The organism is Proteus penneri (genome assembly GCF_003144535.1).
GTDB classification, from domain to species: domain Bacteria; phylum Pseudomonadota; class Gammaproteobacteria; order Enterobacterales; family Enterobacteriaceae; genus Proteus; species Proteus penneri.
This window is the reverse complement of sequence record NZ_PHFJ01000009.1, coordinates 83378-104395: the sequence shown is the minus strand read 5'-3', so window position 1 is coordinate 104395 and position 21018 is coordinate 83378. Positions and strand designations below refer to the sequence as shown.

General features: G+C 39.3%; 17 protein-coding genes and 1 riboswitch. Of the genes, 8 read left to right on the top strand and 9 right to left on the bottom strand.

All coding sequences use genetic code 11. From position 1 onward, the window contains the following. Positions 1 to 110 precede the first annotated feature (110 nt). Complete coding sequence (ygiD, locus tag CUB63_RS11655; RefSeq protein WP_109848093.1) at positions 111 to 896, bottom strand: 4,5-DOPA-extradiol-dioxygenase; 786 nt, start codon at positions 894 to 896, stop codon at positions 111 to 113. A 175-nt stretch (positions 897 to 1071) separates the two neighbouring features. Further along, a complete protein-coding gene (ribB, locus tag CUB63_RS11650) occupies positions 1072 to 1725 on the bottom strand; it encodes a 3,4-dihydroxy-2-butanone-4-phosphate synthase (RefSeq protein WP_006536009.1) in 654 nt (217 codons plus the stop codon). A gap of 124 nt (positions 1726 to 1849) precedes the next feature. Further along, a riboswitch (FMN riboswitch) is annotated at positions 1850 to 2009 on the bottom strand. Between the two features lie 201 nt (positions 2010 to 2210). Between ribB and ubiK the strand changes: the two genes are divergently transcribed. Continuing rightward, on the top strand, positions 2211 to 2531 hold the full coding sequence (gene ubiK / locus CUB63_RS11645; RefSeq protein ID WP_072064308.1) for a ubiquinone biosynthesis accessory factor UbiK: 321 nt from the start codon (positions 2211 to 2213) through the stop codon (positions 2529 to 2531). 98 nt (positions 2532 to 2629) lie between these two features. On the opposite strand, the gene CUB63_RS11640 is transcribed toward ubiK, so the two are convergent. After that, the gene (locus tag CUB63_RS11640; protein WP_109848092.1) at positions 2630 to 3952 is read right to left on the bottom strand and encodes a 6-phospho-alpha-glucosidase; all 1323 of its coding nucleotides are present in this window, start codon (positions 3950 to 3952) and stop codon (positions 2630 to 2632) included. Further along, positions 3952 to 5580: an alpha-glucoside-specific PTS transporter subunit IIBC gene (locus CUB63_RS11635; protein ID WP_109848091.1), complete on the bottom strand. Its 1629-nt coding sequence runs from the start codon at positions 5578 to 5580 to the stop codon at positions 3952 to 3954. The genes CUB63_RS11640 and CUB63_RS11635 overlap by 1 nt, the downstream gene beginning before the upstream one ends. A gap of 301 nt (positions 5581 to 5881) precedes the next feature. Here CUB63_RS11635 and CUB63_RS11630 point away from each other — a divergent pair, with 301 nt between their 5' ends. After that, complete coding sequence (locus tag CUB63_RS11630; protein ID WP_109399982.1) at positions 5882 to 6586, top strand: GntR family transcriptional regulator; 705 nt, start codon at positions 5882 to 5884, stop codon at positions 6584 to 6586. Positions 6587 to 6660: 74 nt separating this feature from the next. Here the strand turns inward: CUB63_RS11630 and hldE are convergent, their stop codons facing one another. From hldE to CUB63_RS11615, 3 genes are all read right to left on the bottom strand, one after another. Beyond that, positions 6661 to 8085 carry a bifunctional D-glycero-beta-D-manno-heptose-7-phosphate kinase/D-glycero-beta-D-manno-heptose 1-phosphate adenylyltransferase HldE gene (gene hldE / locus CUB63_RS11625; protein ID WP_072064312.1) on the bottom strand — a complete coding sequence of 475 codons (1425 nt, stop codon included), beginning with the start codon at positions 8083 to 8085 and terminating at the stop codon, positions 6661 to 6663. A 96-nt stretch (positions 8086 to 8181) separates the two neighbouring features. After that, a complete protein-coding gene (gene glnE / locus CUB63_RS11620; RefSeq protein WP_109848090.1) occupies positions 8182 to 11022 on the bottom strand; it encodes a bifunctional [glutamate--ammonia ligase]-adenylyl-L-tyrosine phosphorylase/[glutamate--ammonia-ligase] adenylyltransferase in 2841 nt (946 codons plus the stop codon). 26 nt (positions 11023 to 11048) lie between these two features. Further along, positions 11049 to 11972, bottom strand: a complete 924-nt coding sequence (locus CUB63_RS11615) for a CYTH domain-containing protein (RefSeq protein WP_109848089.1) — start codon at positions 11970 to 11972, stop codon at positions 11049 to 11051. Positions 11973 to 12191: 219 nt separating this feature from the next. On the opposite strand from CUB63_RS11615, the gene CUB63_RS11610 reads away from it, so the two are divergent. Next, the gene (locus CUB63_RS11610) at positions 12192 to 12812 is read left to right on the top strand and encodes a TIGR04211 family SH3 domain-containing protein (RefSeq protein ID WP_072064315.1); all 621 of its coding nucleotides are present in this window, start codon (positions 12192 to 12194) and stop codon (positions 12810 to 12812) included. Positions 12813 to 12839: 27 nt separating this feature from the next. Continuing rightward, entirely contained in the window at positions 12840 to 14078 is a 1239-nt protein-coding gene (locus tag CUB63_RS11605) for a multifunctional CCA addition/repair protein (RefSeq protein ID WP_109848088.1), read from the top strand. Here CUB63_RS11605 and folB read toward each other — a convergent pair whose 3' ends face one another. Beyond that, a complete protein-coding gene (folB, locus tag CUB63_RS11600; RefSeq protein WP_072064317.1) occupies positions 14079 to 14429 on the bottom strand; it encodes a bifunctional dihydroneopterin aldolase/7,8-dihydroneopterin epimerase in 351 nt (116 codons plus the stop codon). It lies immediately after the preceding gene. 104 nt (positions 14430 to 14533) lie between these two features. Here folB and plsY point away from each other — a divergent pair, with 104 nt between their 5' ends. After that, a complete protein-coding gene (gene plsY, locus CUB63_RS11595; protein WP_006536028.1) occupies positions 14534 to 15190 on the top strand; it encodes a glycerol-3-phosphate 1-O-acyltransferase PlsY in 657 nt (218 codons plus the stop codon). 101 nt (positions 15191 to 15291) lie between these two features. Here plsY and tsaD read toward each other — a convergent pair whose 3' ends face one another. Further along, the gene (gene tsaD / locus CUB63_RS11590) at positions 15292 to 16314 is read right to left on the bottom strand and encodes a tRNA (adenosine(37)-N6)-threonylcarbamoyltransferase complex transferase subunit TsaD (RefSeq protein ID WP_109396238.1); all 1023 of its coding nucleotides are present in this window, start codon (positions 16312 to 16314) and stop codon (positions 15292 to 15294) included. A 340-nt stretch (positions 16315 to 16654) separates the two neighbouring features. Here tsaD and rpsU point away from each other — a divergent pair, with 340 nt between their 5' ends. The 3 genes from rpsU to rpoD all read left to right on the top strand — a co-directional run bounded on the left by rpsU (position 16655) and on the right by rpoD (position 20775). Then, positions 16655 to 16870 carry a 30S ribosomal protein S21 gene (gene rpsU / locus CUB63_RS11585; protein WP_001144069.1) on the top strand — a complete coding sequence of 72 codons (216 nt, stop codon included), beginning with the start codon at positions 16655 to 16657 and terminating at the stop codon, positions 16868 to 16870. 112 nt (positions 16871 to 16982) lie between these two features. Continuing rightward, positions 16983 to 18731, top strand: coding sequence for a DNA primase (gene dnaG, locus CUB63_RS11580; protein WP_109848087.1), 1749 nt, complete (start codon positions 16983 to 16985; stop codon positions 18729 to 18731). Positions 18732 to 18918: 187 nt separating this feature from the next. Then, positions 18919 to 20775, top strand: a complete 1857-nt coding sequence (gene rpoD / locus CUB63_RS11575) for an RNA polymerase sigma factor RpoD (RefSeq protein WP_072064321.1) — start codon at positions 18919 to 18921, stop codon at positions 20773 to 20775. Positions 20776 to 21018 lie beyond the last annotated feature (243 nt).

Sequence of the window (21018 nt, the reverse complement as noted above, 5' to 3'; positions counted from 1 at the left end):
GCAGTAAGGTGTTTTTTATTCAAAATAGGTTTCGTTATTAGTAAAAAAGGCTAAATCCCATAAAATGAATTTAGCCTTTTACTTATATCAATAGGTTTTATTGGATGGTTTTATCCAATTTGAAACGTCATCATACTTAATGATTTATTCACAATATCATTATTCAACACTGTTACCTTTTCACCCGCTTGTTTTAAACCTAATAGATACAAAGCAGGCAAAAAATGATCGGGAGTAGGATGTGACAATCGCCCTTCTTCTGTTGATAAAATCGTAAATAACGCTTCTGGTACCTTATCGCTTTGTAAACTATTTTCGACTACCTCATTAAAAGCCAATGCCCAAGGATAAGGCGTTGCGTCGCTGTTTTGCCAATCCATCATTCTTAAATTATGAACGATATTACCGCTACCAATAATTAAGACACCTTCTTTACGCAATTCAACCAGCTTTTGCCCTAATTCATAGTGCCATTGTGCCGATTGACGTGCATCAATGCTTAACTGAACAACTGGAATATTTGCGTTGGGATACATTTTTTCAAGTATTCCCCAACTTCCATGATCTAATCCCCATTGATCCATATCGAGTTTTAATTTAATCGGATCAATCAGATCTTCAATCAGTGCGGCTAAACCTATCGAGCCTCGCGCTGGATATTCTATTGCATACAATTCTGGTGGAAATCCATAAAAATCATGAATTGTCTTTGGTTGCGACATTGCCGTTACATACGTTCCATCGGTATACCAATGGGCTGAAATCACTAAAATCGCTTTAGGTTGAGGAAGCGTTTCCCCTAATTCTGACCAGAGGCGAGTATATGTATTATCTTCTAATACATTCATTGGGCTACCATGCCCAATAAACAGTGCTGGCATCATTTTTGTTTCCATAACCACCTCTATGGCAAGTGTTCTTATCGTATAAGCATACTGCCTTATTACTTGAAATATAGTCAAAGAAGTATGAAATAGTTATTCAAAAAATATGAAAAAAGCCACCTAAGTTTCCTTAAGTGGCTTAAATAAGTGTGTGTGTGTTTTCAGTGTCGGTTATAACATGTTAATTTCAGCCAGCTTTTTTCTCCTTACGAAGACGATAAGCCACTAAATCTTCAATAGTTAACACTGGCATATTGTGCTTTTTAGCAAAAGTAATCACTTCTGGTGCTCTTGCCATTGTGCCATCGTCATTGGTTAATTCACATAACACTGCAACAGGTTTAAAACCAGCTAAAGTTGCTAAATCAATTGATGCTTCTGTGTGTCCGCCACGCGTTAACACACCACCAGGTTGAGCACGTAATGGGAATACATGACCTGGGCGATTTAAATCACTTGGTTTTGCATTGTCAGCGGCGGCTGCACGTACTGTGGTTAAACGATCAGATGCTGAAACACCTGTTGTTACGCCTTGTGCTGCTTCAATCGTTACTGTAAATGCCGTATGAAAATGACTGGTGTTATTCTCCACCATCATAGGCAAATCAAGTTGTTGACGACGTTCTTCTGTAATGCATAAACAAACAATACCACTACCATGACGAATAGACATCGCCATTTGTTCTGTAGTCATTGTTTCTGCGGCGAAAACCATATCGCCTTCATTTTCGCGATTCTCGTCGTCGAGCACCATCACGCCTTTACCCGCACGAAGGGCTTCTAGAGCAAGTTCAACACGCTCAAATGGATTACCGAATTCGGAAAGTAGCGTCTGATTCATGGTAAAAAAACCTCAATAATTAATGAAAGTTACCAGAATCAGGGCAGTCTTAGGAGTGGATCTCTGCTTAATAAAAACACAAGCAGAAACAGCAGGAATGGATACAATGATCCTACTGATGCTATTTTATTCTCTCCCATCCAGACTTTAACTGTCGGCTCCAGAATTACACTGGATCTGCTGACCTTTGCATTACAATAGCAACACAAAGCGCTCGCGGGCTTTACCTATGTATTCAGGTATCTACCGCCGGTGGGGACTTTCACCCCGCCCTGAGATTAACGGTGAAACTATACGCTTTAAAATTATAAGAGGCAATCATCAATCGGCGACAATCTTTGTTTCATCACATAATCATTTTATGACATACGGTTATTTAACGATTTATAATAAAAAGTAACAATAATCTTGATATCTAGTTTTATTCCCTCTGTCCTCATATTACACTTAACCTCAGCTTTCTATTTTATTTGTGAGGATTTCCCATGTTGGACCCGAAAAAACTTGAACAAGTCGCGCGCCAAATCCAAAACGTACTGCCACAAGGCGTTAAAGATTTTGGTGATGATATTGATAAAAAAATCCGCACTGTTCTGCAATCTCAATTAAACAAATTGGATTTAGTCAATCGCGAAGAGTTTGATGTACAAACTCAAGTCTTATTACGCACTCGTGAAAAACTTAATCGTTTAGAACAACGTTTAAATGAGCTAGAAGCGAGTCTGCAGGCAAAACCTCAAGCTGAAGTTGCCCAAGTTGAAGAGGTTGAAATTGTGGTAGAAACTCCAGCAGAAAATAAAGCTTAGCCAATGACTTTATTGCTTATTTAAGCCATAAAGCAAAAACCCTGTATCTCATAAAGACACAGGGTTATTTTTTATCTACTAAATATCGTTATTAACAACTATTTTAATTCTGGCCAATAGTCTTTATTCGCTTCAATTAAATCATCTAAAATTGCTTTTGCAACAGTCGCACTAGGTACTGTTTTAGACATTGTAATCGCCTGCCAAAGTTTCAAATAAGATTTTTCAATCCATGCTTCTACTACTAATTTTTCAACTGCAACTTGTTGGCCCATCATCCCTTTTTGGAATAATGGAATTTTACCCATGACTAAAGGCTCTGGCCCATGGCTTCCGACAATACAAGGGATCTCCACCATTGCTTCAGGATCAAAGTTAATAATTGAACCGTTATTAGGAACGATCAGCAACATTCTTTCTTGAGTATTAAACGCGATAGCCGTTGCAAGATCGACAATATAAGAGGCATGTTCATCTATTTCAAGATGACCTGCTGATGATTTACCAGCGGCTGTAATGGCTCGACAAGCGCTAAATACATTCTTTTCTCTGTGCTCCATCACTTCATTCGCACGAGTATGATGAGGATCAGAATGCGCAACGACATAATCTGGGAATAGATAATACTTCAAGTAAGTGTTTGGCATCGTTGATGGATCTAACGCCCACACATCTTTTGCTTTACCGAATGTATCATTCCAACTTGCTTCAACCGGCTCACCTGCCACTTTTGGAATATATCCATGTTCGGCAACATGTTTACGAATAACCGGCAGTAAATCATTACCTTGCAAATCTTCGACCTGAGTCCACCAACCAAAGTGATTTAAACCGTAGTAACGGACTCGCATCTCTTTGCGTGATTTTAATCCTGCAATTTGTGCCATACGTGATTCAATGCCAATTGGCATATCACAAATATTTAAGATCTTCGCATTAGGTTTTAAACGGCGAGTAGCTTCAGCGACAATTGCTGCTGGGTTAGAATAATTTAGCATCCATGCATTTGGTGAATATTTTTCCATATATTCAACCAATTCCAATACTCCACCAATAGAGCGCATACCATAAGCGATACCACCAGGCCCACAGGTTTCTTGTCCTAATACGCCATGGCGTAAAGGAATTTTTTCATCTTTTTCACGCATTGGATATTTACCAACACGAATATGAGCCATAACAAAATCAACATCCGTGAAAGCAGTTTTAGGATCTGTGGTATAGCAAAATTCAATTTCAGGTGCTTTTTCAGTAAGAATTATTTCACAAGCTTTAGCAATGGTTTCTTGCCGCTCGGCATCATTGTCATAAAATTTGATGGCTCTTAATGGAAAACGTTTTAAATTTTCCAGTAGCATCAAAATAATACCGGGTGTAAATGTACTACCGCCACCTGCAATTACGACTGAGAACTTCTTCATTATATAGCCTCCGACAAGGTGATATTTTGTGTATCTTCTTTCATAAGTTGTTCAATTTTGTCTCTCACTTGAGAAACGTGTAGCCCGATAATGATTTGTAATGCATGACCTTTACGCACCACACCATGTACACCGAGCCCTTTAAAATAGGCATCCGTTTCAACTATCTCGTTATCTATCACTTCAATACGTAAACGTGTTGCACAGTTATTTAAAGATTTGATATTTTTACTTCCCCCTAGGCCTTCAAGAATGCCTTTAGGAAGGGCGAGTTTGCGGTCTTCTTTTTCTGTTTTTGAACTATCTGAAGTTTGTGACTTTTTATTTTTATAATCTTGTTTGCTATAAAGCTTGATCTCTTCATCATCTTCTTCACGACCTGGTGTTTTTAAATTAAGTTTGATAATTAATGTTCTAAACACCACAAACCAAATCATTGTAAAAATAAGGCCTATGACTATTTGTGTAATAATCATCCCGTAATGGTTATGGAACATAGGGATCCAATTCATAGGCAGGAAATTATCGATGATCCCCCCACCCATATTTCCGACAACACCAAAGTGATAAAGCGTTGTCGCTAATGTGGCGGCTAACACGGCATGAATGGCAAACAATAACGGAGAGATAAATAAGAATGTAAACTCTAACGGTTCTGTTATTCCCACAAATACCGCGGTCAATGCAGAGGGTATAAGTAAACCTGCAATTTTGGCTCTATTTTTAGGTGCAGCAGTAAAATAAAGAGCAAGTGCTATACCAATAGAACCAAAGACTTTGCTGTTGCCATGTAAAGCAAAGCCACCTTCAGGAAATAACTCTTTTAAAGATTGGGTGCTTTGACTGAAATATTGCATATTTTGAGCCCAATCAACTTGAATACCATGTTCAGTGACAGCGGGACCAAAAATAAAAGGACCATAAATAAAGTGATGCAAGCCAGTAGGAATTAAAATACGTTCAAGAAAGGTATATATCCAAACACCTAAAGAGCCAGATTCAACCATAAATACTTGCAAAGATTGAATACCAATTTGCACTTTAGGCCAGAAAAATAATGTTATCCACGCTAAAGGTAACATCACAAAAAAACTAATTAATACAACATAAGATGTTCCTTGAAATATACCTAAAAAGACAGGAAGTTGTTTATCGAAATAACGATTATGAATACCGGTAACTATACCCGCAATAATAATTGCTCCAATAATACTGGTATCTAATGTTTTAATTCCAGCTATCATTGTTAAGCCACTATTTCCGCCGATTTCATTTGTAAAATCTACGCCGAAATAACTGCCCCAAACTATTCCCATTGCATTAATAAAATAATTCCAAGTGAGAAAACTTACCATTACAGCAAGACAAGCTCTTGCTTGTGCAGTTTTAGCTAAACCAATTGGTAAGCCAATTGCAAAAATAAGAGGCATATTACGAAAAACAGTCCATCCCCCTTCTTCAATAATATGAACAATTTGGGAAAATAAACTATCGGGTCTTAATAAATCTTCACTAATAAATAATGGATTCTGTAATAGAATTGCAATGCCTACAACAATACCTGCAAATGGAAATAGCAGGACAGGAGTAAACATGGCTCCACCAAATCGTTGTATTTGACTGAGCATAAAAATATCCTCTTATTTACTGCTACTGAAACGATATGCTATTTAATTCATTTTTTTTCTGTAAATTCAGATTAGATTCTTTTCTCTTTATTCTCTCATCTGAAATGAGTTATTCGTGATCTGATTCATACTAATCTTTCAGTCAAAGTGATCTCATTTTTAGTCAAAAGGCAGATCACTTTTTATTTTTTGATAACGTTCACATTTTAGAGTTATAAATGATTTTCTTATATATCAAAAAATTATATTCAGATAGATTAAATAAAAAGAGCCGATTTTAAGAGTGAAAAGAGGTATAAAAGTGATCTACAAAGACATTGCAAAAAGCCTAAGAATTCAAATAAATTCGGCTGGATACCAAATTGGTGACCCTTTACCAGCAGAAAAATCATTAGCACAACAATACAACGTATCGAGAATGACAATACGTAAAGCGGTGGATTTATTAGTGACCGCAGGATTATTAGAACGAAAACATGGCTCTGGTACTTATATTAAAGAAAAAGATGTTCATCATGAAAATGCTAGCCTAAAAGGCTTTGTCGAATTAATGGCAAATACAGGCCACAATGTAAGAAGTGAAGTGATAGAATTTAGCGTTATTCCCTGTCCTTTATCTATCGCCAGTAAACTACGAATTAATTCAAATGAACGTATTTTTTATTCAAGGAGAATACGTTACGTTGATAATAAACCACTTATTGTTGAAGATAGTTATATGCCTGTTAAATATTTTCGTAATTTAACCTTAACCCATTTAGAAGGTTCTAAATTTGATTTTATTGAAAATATTTGCCAAATAAAAATAGCGGGAAGTTACGAGACATTTCACCCTATAATACCAGACAACAATATTTGTCAATTATTAAAAATAGAGAATAACATTCCAATATTAAGACTCAGCACATTATCATACAGCACCAATGGTGATTATATAAATTATTCAATAATGTATAGAAATACCCAAGATTATATTGTTGAGTATCATTTAAAACGAGAGCAATAGTTATTAATAATAAATAATCGCTATAGCAAAAAGCACCCCGTAGAGTGCTTTTTAAACTTAATAAAAGAGCTTAATTATTTCTTTTTAATCGCATTAATAATATTTGTTGTAGAAATGCCATCTTCAAAGTTTAGCACTTTTACTTCACCGCCTGCAGCCCAAACTTCTTTACTACCCGCGATATCTTCAGGTTTATAATCACCACCTTTCACTAAGATATCCGGTAAGACAGAAGCGATTAAACGCTGTGGTGTATCTTCTTCAAATGCAACAACCCAGTCTACTGCACCTAAAGCGCCAAGCACTGTCATACGTTGCTCTAATGGATTAACAGGACGAGTTTCACCTTTTAAACGCTTTGTTGAAGCATCGCTATTTACAGCAACAATCAAACGATCACCTAATTTTCGTGCATTGGCTAAATAACTAACATGGCCTGCGTGAAGAATATCAAAACATCCATTAGTCATCACAATACGCTCACCGCGCTGACGTGCTAATTCAACTGCTTGTTTTAATTGTTCTTCTTCCATTATACCAAAACCGTTGTCAGCACGACCACGAATGGCGTTTTCCAGTTCAATAGGTGATACTGTCGATGTTCCTAATTTACCGACAACAACACCCGCTGCTGCATTAGCCAGGAAACAAGCTTCACTTAAAGGTTTGCCAGCAGCTAAAGAGGTGGCTAATACACCAATTACCGTATCACCAGCCCCAGTAACATCATAGACTTCTTGTGCTTGGGTTGGTAAATGCAATGGCGCTTCATTTGCACGAAGTAAGCTCATTCCACGTTCTGAACGAGTGATCAGCAACGCTTCAAGATCTAAATCTCGAACTAATTGAGTCCCTTTTTCCACCAGCTCATCATCGGTTTTACATACCCCAACGACTTGTTCAAATTCAGACATATTTGGCGTTAATAGCGTCGCACCACGATAGCGTTCAAAATCAGATCCCTTAGGATCAATTAATACAGGTACACCCGCTTTTTTTGCCAGTTGGATCATCTCTTGAACATGAGAAAGTGCGCCTTTCGCGTAATCTGATAAAATCAGAGCGCCAATAGAAGGCAACGCTTGTTGAATTCGTTCATAGATAGGTTGAGGATCAACGTTGCTAAACCCTTCTTCAAAATCAAGGCGAATTAATTGCTGATTACGAGAAAGAACACGTAATTTTGTGATCGTTGGGTGTGTCGCAACAGAGACAAAATCACAACGCACATTGACCTGATTTAATGTATTACTCAATGCTTTTGCGGCTTCATCAATACCTGTTAAACCCACTAAACGCGAATTAGCACCAAGAGACGCAATATTCATTGCAACGTTTGCGGCACCGCCTGGTCGCTCTTCTGTGGTATCGACTTTAACCACTGGCACTGGGGCTTCTGGTGAAATTCGACTTGTTGGGCCATACCAATAGCGGTCTAACATGACGTCACCGACAACCAACACATTGGCCTTATTAAAATCCGGCAGCGTTACTTTCATCCCATACTCCACATTTATTTTCAAAATAAGCCGAAATAATACCATAACTTGTTAGGCAAAAAGAGATACACATAAAGACTTCATGCTAACAAACCATTACTCTTGTTCACCAAGCCACTTCAGTTTGCTTTTTAATACACACTCTCGCTCTGCGATAAAACAATGATTATCCACAATGGCAGGTAATGCTTGTAACGCCAGATGATGTAATTCATTACGCAAAGTGACATAAGCATGTGTTAAAGCGAGAGCTTCATCTTCATCCATTACTTGATGCTTTGCCATTAGCTCAAAAATACGCACATTATCAGACCAACGAGTTAAAGCAGGGTATTGATGAGAAAAACGCAATACTAAATATTGCGCGATAAATTCAATATCGGTAATGCCGCCAGATGAGTTTTTTAAATCAAACTTGTCTGCTTGTGTTGGTGCAAGATGTTGCACCATTTTTTTACGCATATCGCGGACTTCATTTTGTAACACATCAGCATCACGAGAAAGGCACAACGTTTCATGACGAATACGTGAAAACATCTGTTGTAGTTGCTCGTCTCCGTAAATCATTCTGGCGCGAATTAAGGCTTGATGTTCCCATGTCCAAGCTTCATTTTTCTGATATTCATCGAAAGCTTGGATCGTACTTACTAACATTCCTGATTCACCCGAAGGGCGTAAACGCGCATCGACTTCATACAATACGCCAGAGGAGGTTCGGGTACTAAATAAATGGATAATACGCTGTGCTAAACGAAGATAAAATTGGCGGGCATCAATCTGTTTTGCTCCAGTTGTCATGATATTCATTGGACAATCTAATAAAAAAACCAAGTCCAAATCTGAGCTATAGCCTAATTCCCATCCCCCCAATTTACCGTATCCAATCACCGCAAAGCCCAATCCATCACGATGAGATAAATGTTCAGGCTCACCATAACGTTTCACCATATATGACCAAGCTTGATGCACAACCGCATGAATAATAGCTTCAGCTAAATAGGTTAAATGATCGCTAACTTTCATCACCGGTAATACACCTGTGATATCTTCCGCAGCAATGCGCAACAGTTGGGCTTGCTTAAATTGGCGCAGTGCTTCTAATCGTTGCTCTTCATCTTCTTCTGGTACACGTAATAAATATTGACGTAATTCATCACGATAGGCATCTAAAGGTAGTGGCTGATAGAGTGAATTAGGATCAAGTAATTCATCTAACAATAAAGGATGAAGCGCTAATTGTTCTGCGATCATCGGAGATGCTGCACATAATCGAATAACGTGTGTTAAAACTTCATCAGACTCTTGCATCAACTCTAAATATGTCGTGCGACTGACAATGCTTAATAGTAATGGAGTGATCCGTTTTAACGTGACTAATGTTTGAGGTTGCTGGCAAATTTTAGCCAATAGTTTTGGCATTAAGGCGTCAAGAACATCGCGTCCTCTCGGCCCAATAGTTCGCTTGCCAATATCTTGGCGAAAAATCTGCAACGTCTGATTTATAGCCTCAAGCGCTTCAATGGTTAATGTTTCATGAAATAATGACGACGTTTCAGGTAAGCGTCCAAGTAACCAAAGACGTTTAAATTCAGAGATATCATCTTCATCATCGTTCTCGTCTTCTTCACCAATTAATTGCGTGAAAATCACGGAAACAGCCTGCATCTTGTGGTTAATCTCTTGATAAAGCGTATCCCAATGATCAAATCCCATTGCGAAAGTTAACCGTGCTTTATCTTCTTCACTTTCAGGTAAAGTTTGGGTTTGTTGATCGCCAATAGATTGCAGTAAGTTTTCTAATCGACGAAGGAAAAGATAACTATCAGACAATTGGGCGGTTTCTTGTGACGTTAACAGTTCAAGTTTGGTAATAACATTAAGCACTGTTAATAATGAATTGTTTTGTAACTCAGGCTCCCTTCCTCCACGAATTAACTGGAAAACCTGAGTAATAAATTCGATTTCACGAATACCACCAGAGCCTAATTTTATATTATCAATCATGCCACGACGACGAACTTCACGACTTATCATGGATTTCATATTTCTAAGTGATTGAATAACACTAAAATCAATATAACGACGATAAACGAAAGGACGCAACATTTGCCGTAAAACTTGGCAATACTCTCTCTTTTCTGCACCTAAAACACGCGCTTTGATCATTGCATAGCGCTCCCAGTCTCGCCCTTGCTCTTGGTAATAATCTTCCAGCGCCGCAAAGCTCATCACCAAAGGCCCACTTTCACCAAAAGGGCGTAGTCGCATATCAACACGATAGACAAAACCATCAATGGTATGCTGATCCAGCGCTTTAATAAGCTTTTGACCTAAGCGAGTAAAAAACTGTGCGTTATCTAATTCTCGACGTCCACCTTGCGTAAATCCATTTTCAGGATAGGCAAAAATTAAGTCGATATCAGAAGAAAAATTAAGTTCAAATCCACCTAATTTCCCCATGCCTAAAATCAGTAATGGCTGAGGTTTACCTTCACTATCACAAGGCGTCCCCCATTGTTGGCAACATTGCTGATAAAGCGTATCTCTCGCGACACAAATTAATGTTTCAGCCAATACACTCAAATGTTTTAGCACACAAGGAATATCGCCTAATTGAAAAAATTGTAACCATGCAATTCGCACTAATTGTTGATGACGAAATTGGCGTAAGATCCGCATCACATCATCTTCATTATCAATATTGGCTAATTTTGCCGTTAATTGAGATTCATAACTCTGCCATTCGACACAAGTTGGTGGATTTTGCCTGATATCAGTCAACCATTGAGGATTAACCCGAAAATGCTCGGTTGCAAAGGGACTAAATGCAAGAAATTGTTGTTCTTGTTCACTAAAAGGTGCCAGCGCATTAAGTTGAGAAGAAAAACCACACTGTGCTTTATCCCACAATGATTGAAGTACACTGATAACAGACATAAATAGATTCTCACGTTGTCAGGAAATTAAGCAATAGACAGTAACCACGACGTAGAAGATAACTTAAAGTTCAACCATAAAACATGATAATAGTCGGTTGCAGTTGTAAATGTTAACGGTGAAATTGCATTGAGTGACTGTTGCATAAATTCAGGCAGATCTGACTGTTTTTTACACCAATCTGAAAATAATGCCAACATCGCTGGCATAGTTATTGTCGGAGGTGTTGGATTAGCAAAAATAGCTTCTTCTAATGCCTGTATTGCACTTAACCATTTTGTCAGTTGTTGTGCCGTTGTATCACTAGGAGAAAGATTTACGACACTCAACGATAACGCAGGCTTATCTTTTGCCAGATAATAACCTCGAGCCGCTTTACTGCGAGAGGCAAGACGTAATCCGCCTTTTTCACCTAAATACGTCGCTAATGCAATAACGTCTGACACCTTACCTTTTTTAAGTTCTAGCTCAAACTCTTCGATGGGTAATTCATATTGCTCAGTACGAATAGCACCTTGATCTAAGACCACTTCTATTTGACTGTCTTGATACTCAACAAGCCAGATTTCACGATAAAAATCGGTATGAAATAACACATTAAGCTGGGATTCTAATAAAGTGAGATCCGTTTTTTCTGGCCAGATTTCCGCAGGAAAGCGAGCCAAATCTAATTTAGGTTGTATTAATTCAACGTTATATTCTGGACGTTGATGCAAACCTGCAACAACTTTACCCGCTGTTTTAATTGTCATTTCATAACGTTCATCAACACCACGAATACGCAACCCCATATCCCAACGACGAATTTGATTATCTGTCGTCTCAAAGTAAAGATTAGTCAGCTTTTTGGGGGCAGCGTGCTGATGTGGTAGAGTCAGAATGCGCTGAATAATGTGAGGAATAGCGGCAGGTATGGCACTCATTTTGAGTTCGGTTTCTAATTGGCTCATTCTATTTCCCTTAAGTAAATCAATTGATTAGTAAAATATTTAACGCATTTTCATTTAGCAAGTGATAGCCTAATAACAATAATGAATAAAAGGCAGATTATCCCTATATTCTACCAGTTAAGAGTGTTCTCATTCTGGTTTACTATTTGCTTACGCAAACTTTACTCTTTAGTATCAGTAAAAATATTCTCTTGTATAGATAAAAAAGTTGAAAACATAATGCGAAAATTACCCTTACTTTTTCTTTCCTTACTTGGCTTAGGTGTTTCTCTGAGCTCACACGCAGAAACTCGCTATGTTTCCGATGAATTATCCACTTATGTACACAGTGGACCTGGAAATCAGTATCGAATTGTTGGCTCTTTAAATTCGGGCTCAACCGTGACTGTACTTTCTCGTAATGCAGCAACGGGTTATGTACAGGTTAAAGATGATAAAGATCGTACCGTTTGGTTACCAGAAAACCAACTCAGCACACAGCCAAGTATGCGTACTCGCATCCCTGCTATGGAAAAAGAGATCCAAACACTGCGTGATAAACTGGCAAATATCGACCAAAGCTGGAACCAACGCACCATTGATATGCAAAATAAAGTTTCAAACAGCGATGACATCATCAATGGTTTGAAAAAAGAAAATGAGCAAATGAGAACAAAGCTCGCTGTCGCAGAGAAAAAACTCGATTTTGCTAATCAACAGTTAGATGACCGACAACGTGACATCATTTTACAGTGGTTTATGTATGGTGGTGGTGTTGCTGGTGCAGGTCTGATTTTTGGTCTGATCCTTCCGCATATCATTCCTCGTCGTCGTAAACGCAACGATCGTTGGATGAACTAATATTCAGCCAAAAGGAATCATGATCCCGTGAATATATACCTTGTTGGTGGCGCTGTGCGTGATCAATTATTACAGATACCTGTAAAAGACAGAGATTGGGTTGTTGTTGGCGCAACACCCGAAGAACTGTTACAACAAGGCTATCAACAAGTCGGCAAAGATTTTCCTGTTTTTCTTCATCCTGATACACATGAAGAATATGCACTTGCACGTACGGAACGAAAATCTGGATCAGGTTACACGGGATTTACTTGTTATGCCGCTCCTGATGTCACATTAGAAGACGATCTTGCACGTCGCGATCTCACTATAAATGCCATAGCGCATTCTGCAAATAGTGAATACATTGACCCTTACCAAGGTATAGATGACATCAATGCACGATTGCTTCGCCACGTCTCCGATGCCTTTTCAGAAGATCCTTTAAGAGTTTTGCGGGTTGCACGTTTTGCGGCTCGATTTGCGCCTTTAGGTTTTAGCGTAGCACCAGAAACACTGCAATTAATGAAGACAATGGCACAAAGTGGCGAACTAAATGCACTAACGGCAGAACGCGTTTGGAAAGAGACTGAAAAAGCCCTTGAGAGCCATGCCCCTCAGGTTTACTTTGAAGTTTTACGCCAGTGCGGTGCTTTAAAAGTTCTTTTCCCCGAAATTGATGCCTTATTTGGCGTACCAGCTCCTGAAAAATGGCACCCAGAAATCGATACGGGTATTCATGCCATGATGGTACTGAATATCGCCAGTCAATTAACAGACGATATTGCGGTACGCTTTAGTGCCTTATGTCATGATCTAGGAAAAGGATTAACGCCTCCTGAAAATTGGCCTCATCATCACGGTCATGGCCCTGCTGGTGTACCTTTAGTTGAAGCATTGTGTCAACGATATCGTATTCCAAATCACATTCGTGATTTGGCTCGTTTAACAGCAAAATTTCACGATCATATCCATCGTATCGATAGAATGCGCCCTTCTAAAATTATCCGCTTATTTGATGCTATTGATGCATGGCGAAAGCCTGAACGTGTTGAACAATTAGCAATGGTCAGTGAAGCGGATGCTAGAGGACGTCTCGGGTTAGAAAACCGAGCTTATCCACAACACGCATTTTTTTGCCAAGCTTTCGCCGTTGCAAATAATGTGGATATTAAGCCAATCATTGAAAGTGGATTAAAAGGAAGTGCAATACGAGATGCGCTAACCAAGCAACGAGAAGTTGCGATTATTAAATGGAAATCGCAACTTAATCGAGAAAGTGAGTAATTAAGCTTTACGCTCAATAATCACACCCACATTTGTCGCTTGTGCAATAGCTCCCGGTTTCGCTAATTTAATTTTTACTCTTGGTACAGCAAATTGCGTTATCAATAGCTGTGCCACTTCTTCAGCTACTCGTTCAACTAATTCAAAACGTCGACTCTCGACATAATCAATGATTGCATTGCTCACACTGGCATAATCTAAACAATGAACAACATCATCAGTTTGGGATGCGCGTTTGTTATCCCATTCCATTTCGATATCGAACACTAATTTTTGTTTTATGGTTTTTTCCCAATCATAAACACCGATTGTAGTTATTACTGATAATTGCTCAATAAATACGATATCCATCACGTCATCTCTTATTTTTTCTGTTCATCGGATACCACTTCCGATGAAATATGCGTATTATCCATACATGCCTAACGAACTTACATAAACATTGGAGAATACAAATGAGTGCTAACGCACTTGGAATGATCATCTTCGCCTACTTGTGCGGCTCAATCTCCAGCGCGATATTGATTTGCCGACTGGCAAGATTACCTGATCCAAGAAAATTTGGCTCTGGCAATCCCGGAGCGACCAACGTCCTACGTATTGGTGGAAAAGTAGCCGCAGCAGCCGTTCTTATCTGTGACGTCCTAAAAGGGATGATCCCTGTTTGGCTCGCCTATTACTTAAATGTGCCTCCTTTTTACCTCGGCATTGTTGCCATTGCCGCATGTCTTGGGCATATCTACCCTGTTTTTTTCCACTTTAAAGGAGGAAAAGGGGTTGCAACCGCCTTTGGTGCCATTGCCGCAATTGGCTGGGATTTAAGTGGTCTTATCGCAGGAACGTGGTTACTCACCGTATTACTTAGTGGCTATTCATCACTTGGCGCGATTATCAGCGCATTACTCGCCCCTTTTTATGTTTGGTGGTTTAAACCAGAATTCACTTATCCCGTTGCGTTATTATCATGCCTTGTACTTTACCGCCATCATGACAATATTCAACGTTTATGGCGTGGTCAAGAGAGTCGGATTTGGCAAAAATTGAAGAAAAAAACGGAAAAAACAGAAAAAGAGATCATTCAAGAAGCAAAAGAACAAGAAAAAGAAGATTAATTACATTACGCTACGCTTCAAATAAACACCAAAAACAAAAAGCCACTTTTGAAAAAAAGTGGCTTTTTAACAAAGGAATAAAATCTAAATACTCAAATAAATTATTGCTTATCAAGCGCAGGTAATTCAGCTAAAGGCCAACGTGGTCTTACCGTCACACTTAATGGGCCTTCTGTACCACCTTTAAAACGGATCATACCTGCCAATGCAATCATTGCGCCATTATCTGTACAAAGCTCAGGGCGAGCATAAAAGACTTCTCCACCGATTTGCTTCATAACAGCTTCCATTTTTGCACGTAATGTGCGGTTTGCACTCACTCCACCCGCCATGACTAAACGCTTAAAACCTGTTTGTTCTAAGGCTCGACGACATTTTATTGCTAACGTATCAACAACTGCATCTTCAAACGCGCGTGCGATATCCGCGCGCGTTTGGTCTGTATCATCATTTTGACGAATAGTATTAGCCGCAAAAGTTTTTAAACCTGAGAAACTAAAATCAAGTCCCGGCCTGTCTGTCATTGGACGAGGAAAAACAAAGCGGCCTTCTGTACCTTGTTGCGCCATTTTCGATAATACTGGACCACCAGGGTAATCTAATCCCAACAGTTTTGCCGTTTTATCAAAAGCCTCACCAGCAGCATCATCTATAGATTCACCCAATAAGGTGTATTCACCAATTCCTGTCACACTAATTAACTGTGTATGACCACCAGAAACCAGAAGTGCCACAAATGGAAACTCGGGGGTTTTTTCTTCAAGCATTGGTGCTAATAAATGGCCTTCCATATGATGAACAGGAATAGCGGGAACATCCCACGCAAACGCTAATGAACGCCCAATAGTTGCACCTACAAGTAATGCGCCTACAAGACCAGGTCCCGCAGTATAAGCAACCGCATCAATATCTTTTGCAGTCAGATTTGCTTCTTTAAGCGCGGCTTGAATAAGTGGCACTGTTTTACGGATATGATCTCGTGAAGCCAACTCAGGAACCACACCACCATAATCGGCGTGCAATTTAATTTGGCTATAAAGTTGATTTGCTAATAGACCGGCTTTATCATCGTAAATTGCGATACCGGTTTCATCGCAAGATGTTTCAATACCTAAAACTCGCATGACGCTTCCAAATTCTTCATCGCTGATCCGCGTAATAAGTCAATTGTATCATTATTTCGGTGATTTTATACGCCTTCACGACATCTTTTACATACCAGCATGTGACAAATTCCTTTTTCTGGTCTATAATTATCCACCTATTTTAAGTGATTTAAATGTGTGGTTAGCGACTTTCGCTTTTTGTGCTTATTAAAAAGACACAAAAGTGAGAGTTTGCGTTTCAATTTTGTGCATCTCTTTACAAAGTGCCCTGCTTTGAAGTAAAATTCCGCACCATTTTAAATGTCGGCTGGCTTAAATAATGCCAGCGCAAACCGATTTCTATTGAGGTGAGAGGCACATGCCGGTAATCAAAGTACGTGAAAACGAGCCATTTGACGTTGCTCTTCGTCGTTTCAAACGCTCTTGTGAAAAAGCAGGCGTATTAGCAGAAGTTCGTCGTCGTGAGTTTTATGAAAAACCAACGACTGAACGTAAACGTGCTAAAGCATCAGCAGTAAAACGTCACGCTAAAAAATTAGCTCGCGAAAACGCACGTCGTACTCGTCTGTACTAATATATTGCGGCTTATACCGCAACATATGCAGACACAGTAGTCGCAGTTAAAGGCCGTGCTTTCTTTCGAGAGCGCGGCTTATTCTCGTTCAACAACAGGCGTAAAAGGGCTTATGGCTGGACGAATTCCACGTTCATTTATCAATGATTTGCTAGCTCGAACCGATATCATCGATCTTATCGACGCTCGCGTGCCGTTAAAAAAACAAGGCAAAAATCATTCAGCGTGTTGTCCGTTTCATAATGAAAAAACGCCCTCTTTTACAGTAAATAGTGACAAACAGTTTTACCACTGTTTTGGTTGTGGCGCGCATGGCAATGCTATTGATTTTTTGATGAATTACGACAGGCTCGATTTTGTCGAAACCATTGAAGAGTTAGCAGCAATGCATGGGTTAGAAGTTCCTTATGAATCAGGAACAGGCAGTAGCCCTATTGAACGACATATAAGACAAAATCTCTATCAAGTGATGGAGAGATTGAATCAGTATTATAGTAACGCTCTCAATAAACCTGATGCACAGGAAGCAAGAAACTACCTTGCGCATCGTGGGCTTAGTGAAGAAATTATTACCCGTTTTTCTATTGGATTTGTGCCAACTGGTTGGGATAACGTCCTAAAACGTTTTGGTCAAGATGCCGATAATAGAGCCTTACTTCTTGAAGCGTGTATGGTAATCACTAACGATAATGGTCGCACTTATGATCGTTTTCGCCAACGCGTCATGTTTCCTATCCGAGATAGACGTGGCCGAGTTATTGCCTTTGGTGGGCGTGTTTTAGGTGATGATTTACCTAAATACTTAAACTCACCAGAAACAGAGATTTTCCATAAGGGCCGTCAACTTTACGGACTTTATGAAGCACAACAATCTAATAATAACGTCACAAAGCTATTAGTTGTTGAAGGTTATATGGATGTTGTGGCATTAGCACAGTTTGGTATTGATTATGCCGTTGCCTCATTAGGAACCTCCACCACAGCAGAACATATCCAGTTGCTTTTTCGAACAACGGATAACATTATTTGCTGCTATGATGGAGATAGAGCTGGACGTGATGCCGCATGGCGAGCATTAGAAACCGCCCTTCCTTTTTTAAATGATGGCCGCTCTTTACGTTTTATGTTTTTACCCGAAGGTGATGATCCCGATTCTCTGGTTCGTCGTGAAGGTAAAGAATCTTTTGAAAAACGTATGGAACAAGCACATTCATTATCAGAATTTTTATTTGATTCACTCGTTCCTCAAGTGGATCTGAGTACTCAAGAAGGCAATGGTAAGCTATATAGTTTAGCCAGACCATTAATAGATAAGATCCCAAGTGAAACTTTACGTCTATATTTATTAAGAGAGCTTGGAAGCTTAACGGGAAATCCCGATATTGAGCAGATGGATCGATTATTTGGCAGAACGCCGGTTAATCACGAGTTATCGTATCAACCGACAAAATTACGCACAACACCGATGCGTATATTGATTGCCCTATTGATACAAAACCCAGAATTCTCTAAATTAGTGCCCCCTCTCGAGGGATTAAGTACAGAAAAAATCGCAGGTTTATCGCTTTTTATTGAATTAGTTTCTGTTTGCCAAGCACAACCAGGCCTGAATACAGGACAGATTATCGAACTCTATAGAGAGAATAAATTCGGTAAACAGCTTGAAAAATTGGCAATGTGGAACGATATAGATATAGATGAGATTGCAGAAAAAACCTTTACAGACACGTTAGATCATATTTTTTTAACCGCAATGGACGAACGTTTAAACGCGCTTATTGCGAAAGAGAGAACAGAAGGTCTAACGCAAGATGAACGCGAAGAAGTCCAATTGATAATACAGGCACGCGTTAAAAAGTAAATACAAAATTAAGATTAAAAACACGGCTTAATTGCCGCTATCGGTAGGTACTAAAAACCTACATTTGCTACGCTGAGGGGATCGTAGCAATCGACAATGAAAATGCCCCTCCGTAGTTATTGTTGGCTAAACAGTTATCGCCGACCCGACACCAACCCAAATTACTTTGAAGTGTGGATACCGTCTTATGGAGCAAAACCCGCAGTCACAGCTGAAGCTACTTGTTACTAAAGGTAAGGAGCAAGGCTACCTGACCTATGCTGAGGTCAATGACCATCTGCCGGAAGATATCGTCGATTCAGATCAAATCGAAGACATCATCCAGATGATTAACGACATGGGCATTCAGGTTATGGAAGAAGCACCTGACGCCGATGATCTGATGCTGGCAGAAAATTCAAATGATACTGATGATGATGCTGCAGAAGCCGCAGCTCAGGTACTTTCTAGTGTAGAATCTGAGATTGGCCGTACAACCGACCCTGTGCGTATGTATATGCGTGAAATGGGTACAGTTGAACTGCTCACCCGGGAAGGTGAAATTGATATCGCAAAACGCATTGAAGATGGTATTAATCAAGTTCAATGTTCCGTTGCAGAATATCCTGAAGCAATTACTTATCTTCTTGAACAATATGATCGTGTTGAAGCAGGCGAAGCACGTCTTTCAGACTTAATTACTGCATTTATTGACCCTAATGCCGAAGAAGTGGCAGAAAGTGAAGATGTCAATTTAGGCAAAGAAGATGATGAAGTTGCCAATGACGCTGAAGACGAAGATGAAGATGAAGACGAAGATGGCGACAATGACAGCGATAGCGATGACGATAACAGCATCGATCCTGAATTAGCACGTCAGAAGTTTACTGAGCTTCGTGAGCAATACGAAAAAACTCGCCAAACTATCAAGGCGAAAGGTCGCAACCACAAAGATACAGAGCTTGAAATCTTATTGTTATCTGAAATTTTCAAACAGTTCCGTTTAGTACCGAAACAGTTTGATTATTTGGTTAACAATATGCGTGAAATGATGGACAGAGTTCGTACTCAAGAGCGTCACATCATGCGTCTTTGTGTTGATCAAGTTAAGATGCCTAAGAAAAACTTCATTACGCTGTTTACAGGTAACGAAACTAATGACACATGGTTTACTGCTGCTCGAGCAATGAATAAGCCTTGGTCTGAAAAGCTAGCAGGCATTGAAGAAGAAGTACAACGCAGCTTACAAAAACTGCAACAAATTGAAGTTGAAACTGGATTGACAATCGAACAGGTTAAAGATATTAACCGTCGCATGTCTATCGGTGAAGCAAAAGCACGTCGTGCGAAAAAAGAGATGGTCGAAGCGAACTTACGTCTCGTTATCTCTATCGCGAAAAAATATACCAACCGTGGCTTACAGTTCCTTGACCTAATTCAGGAAGGGAATATCGGTTTGATGAAAGCGGTTGATAAATTTGAATACCGTCGTGGTTATAAGTTCTCAACTTATGCAACATGGTGGATCCGTCAGGCAATTACTCGTTCAATCGCTGATCAGGCGCGTACAATCCGTATCCCTGTTCATATGATCGAAACGATTAATAAACTGAACCGTATCTCTCGTCAAATGTTGCAAGAGATGGGACGTGAGCCTTCACCAGAAGAGCTTGCAGAACGCATGTTAATGCCTGAAGACAAGATCCGTAAGGTACTAAAAATCGCTAAAGAACCTATCTCCATGGAAACCCCAATCGGTGACGATGAAGATTCACATTTAGGTGATTTTATCGAGGATACAACTCTCGAATTGCCACTGGATTCTGCGACATCAGAAAGCTTACGCTCAGCAACTCACGAAGTGTTAGCTGGCTTAACACTGCGTGAAGCGAAAGTCTTGCGTATGCGTTTTGGTATTGATATGAATACAGACCATACCTTGGAAGAAGTGGGTAAACAGTTTGATGTTACCCGTGAACGTATTCGTCAGATTGAAGCGAAGGCACTGCGTAAATTACGCCACCCAAGCCGTTCTGAAGTGTTACGTAGCTTCCTTGATGAGTAATCAACTTCCCTCTCAATAAAAGTTATAATGAACGCCTGTGATATCACAGGCGTTTTTTTATGAGGATTTAGATACGATATCTACAATCTCTTTAAACTACGATAGATTTCACCTACATATATTTATAAAAAATAGCCTTATTATTTATATTTTTGTATCTGTACGCATGCTTATTAATGATATCGTTACGCTATCTTATTGATATCATAGTTATTCTCTGTTTTATTTTTTTATTGTTTAAAT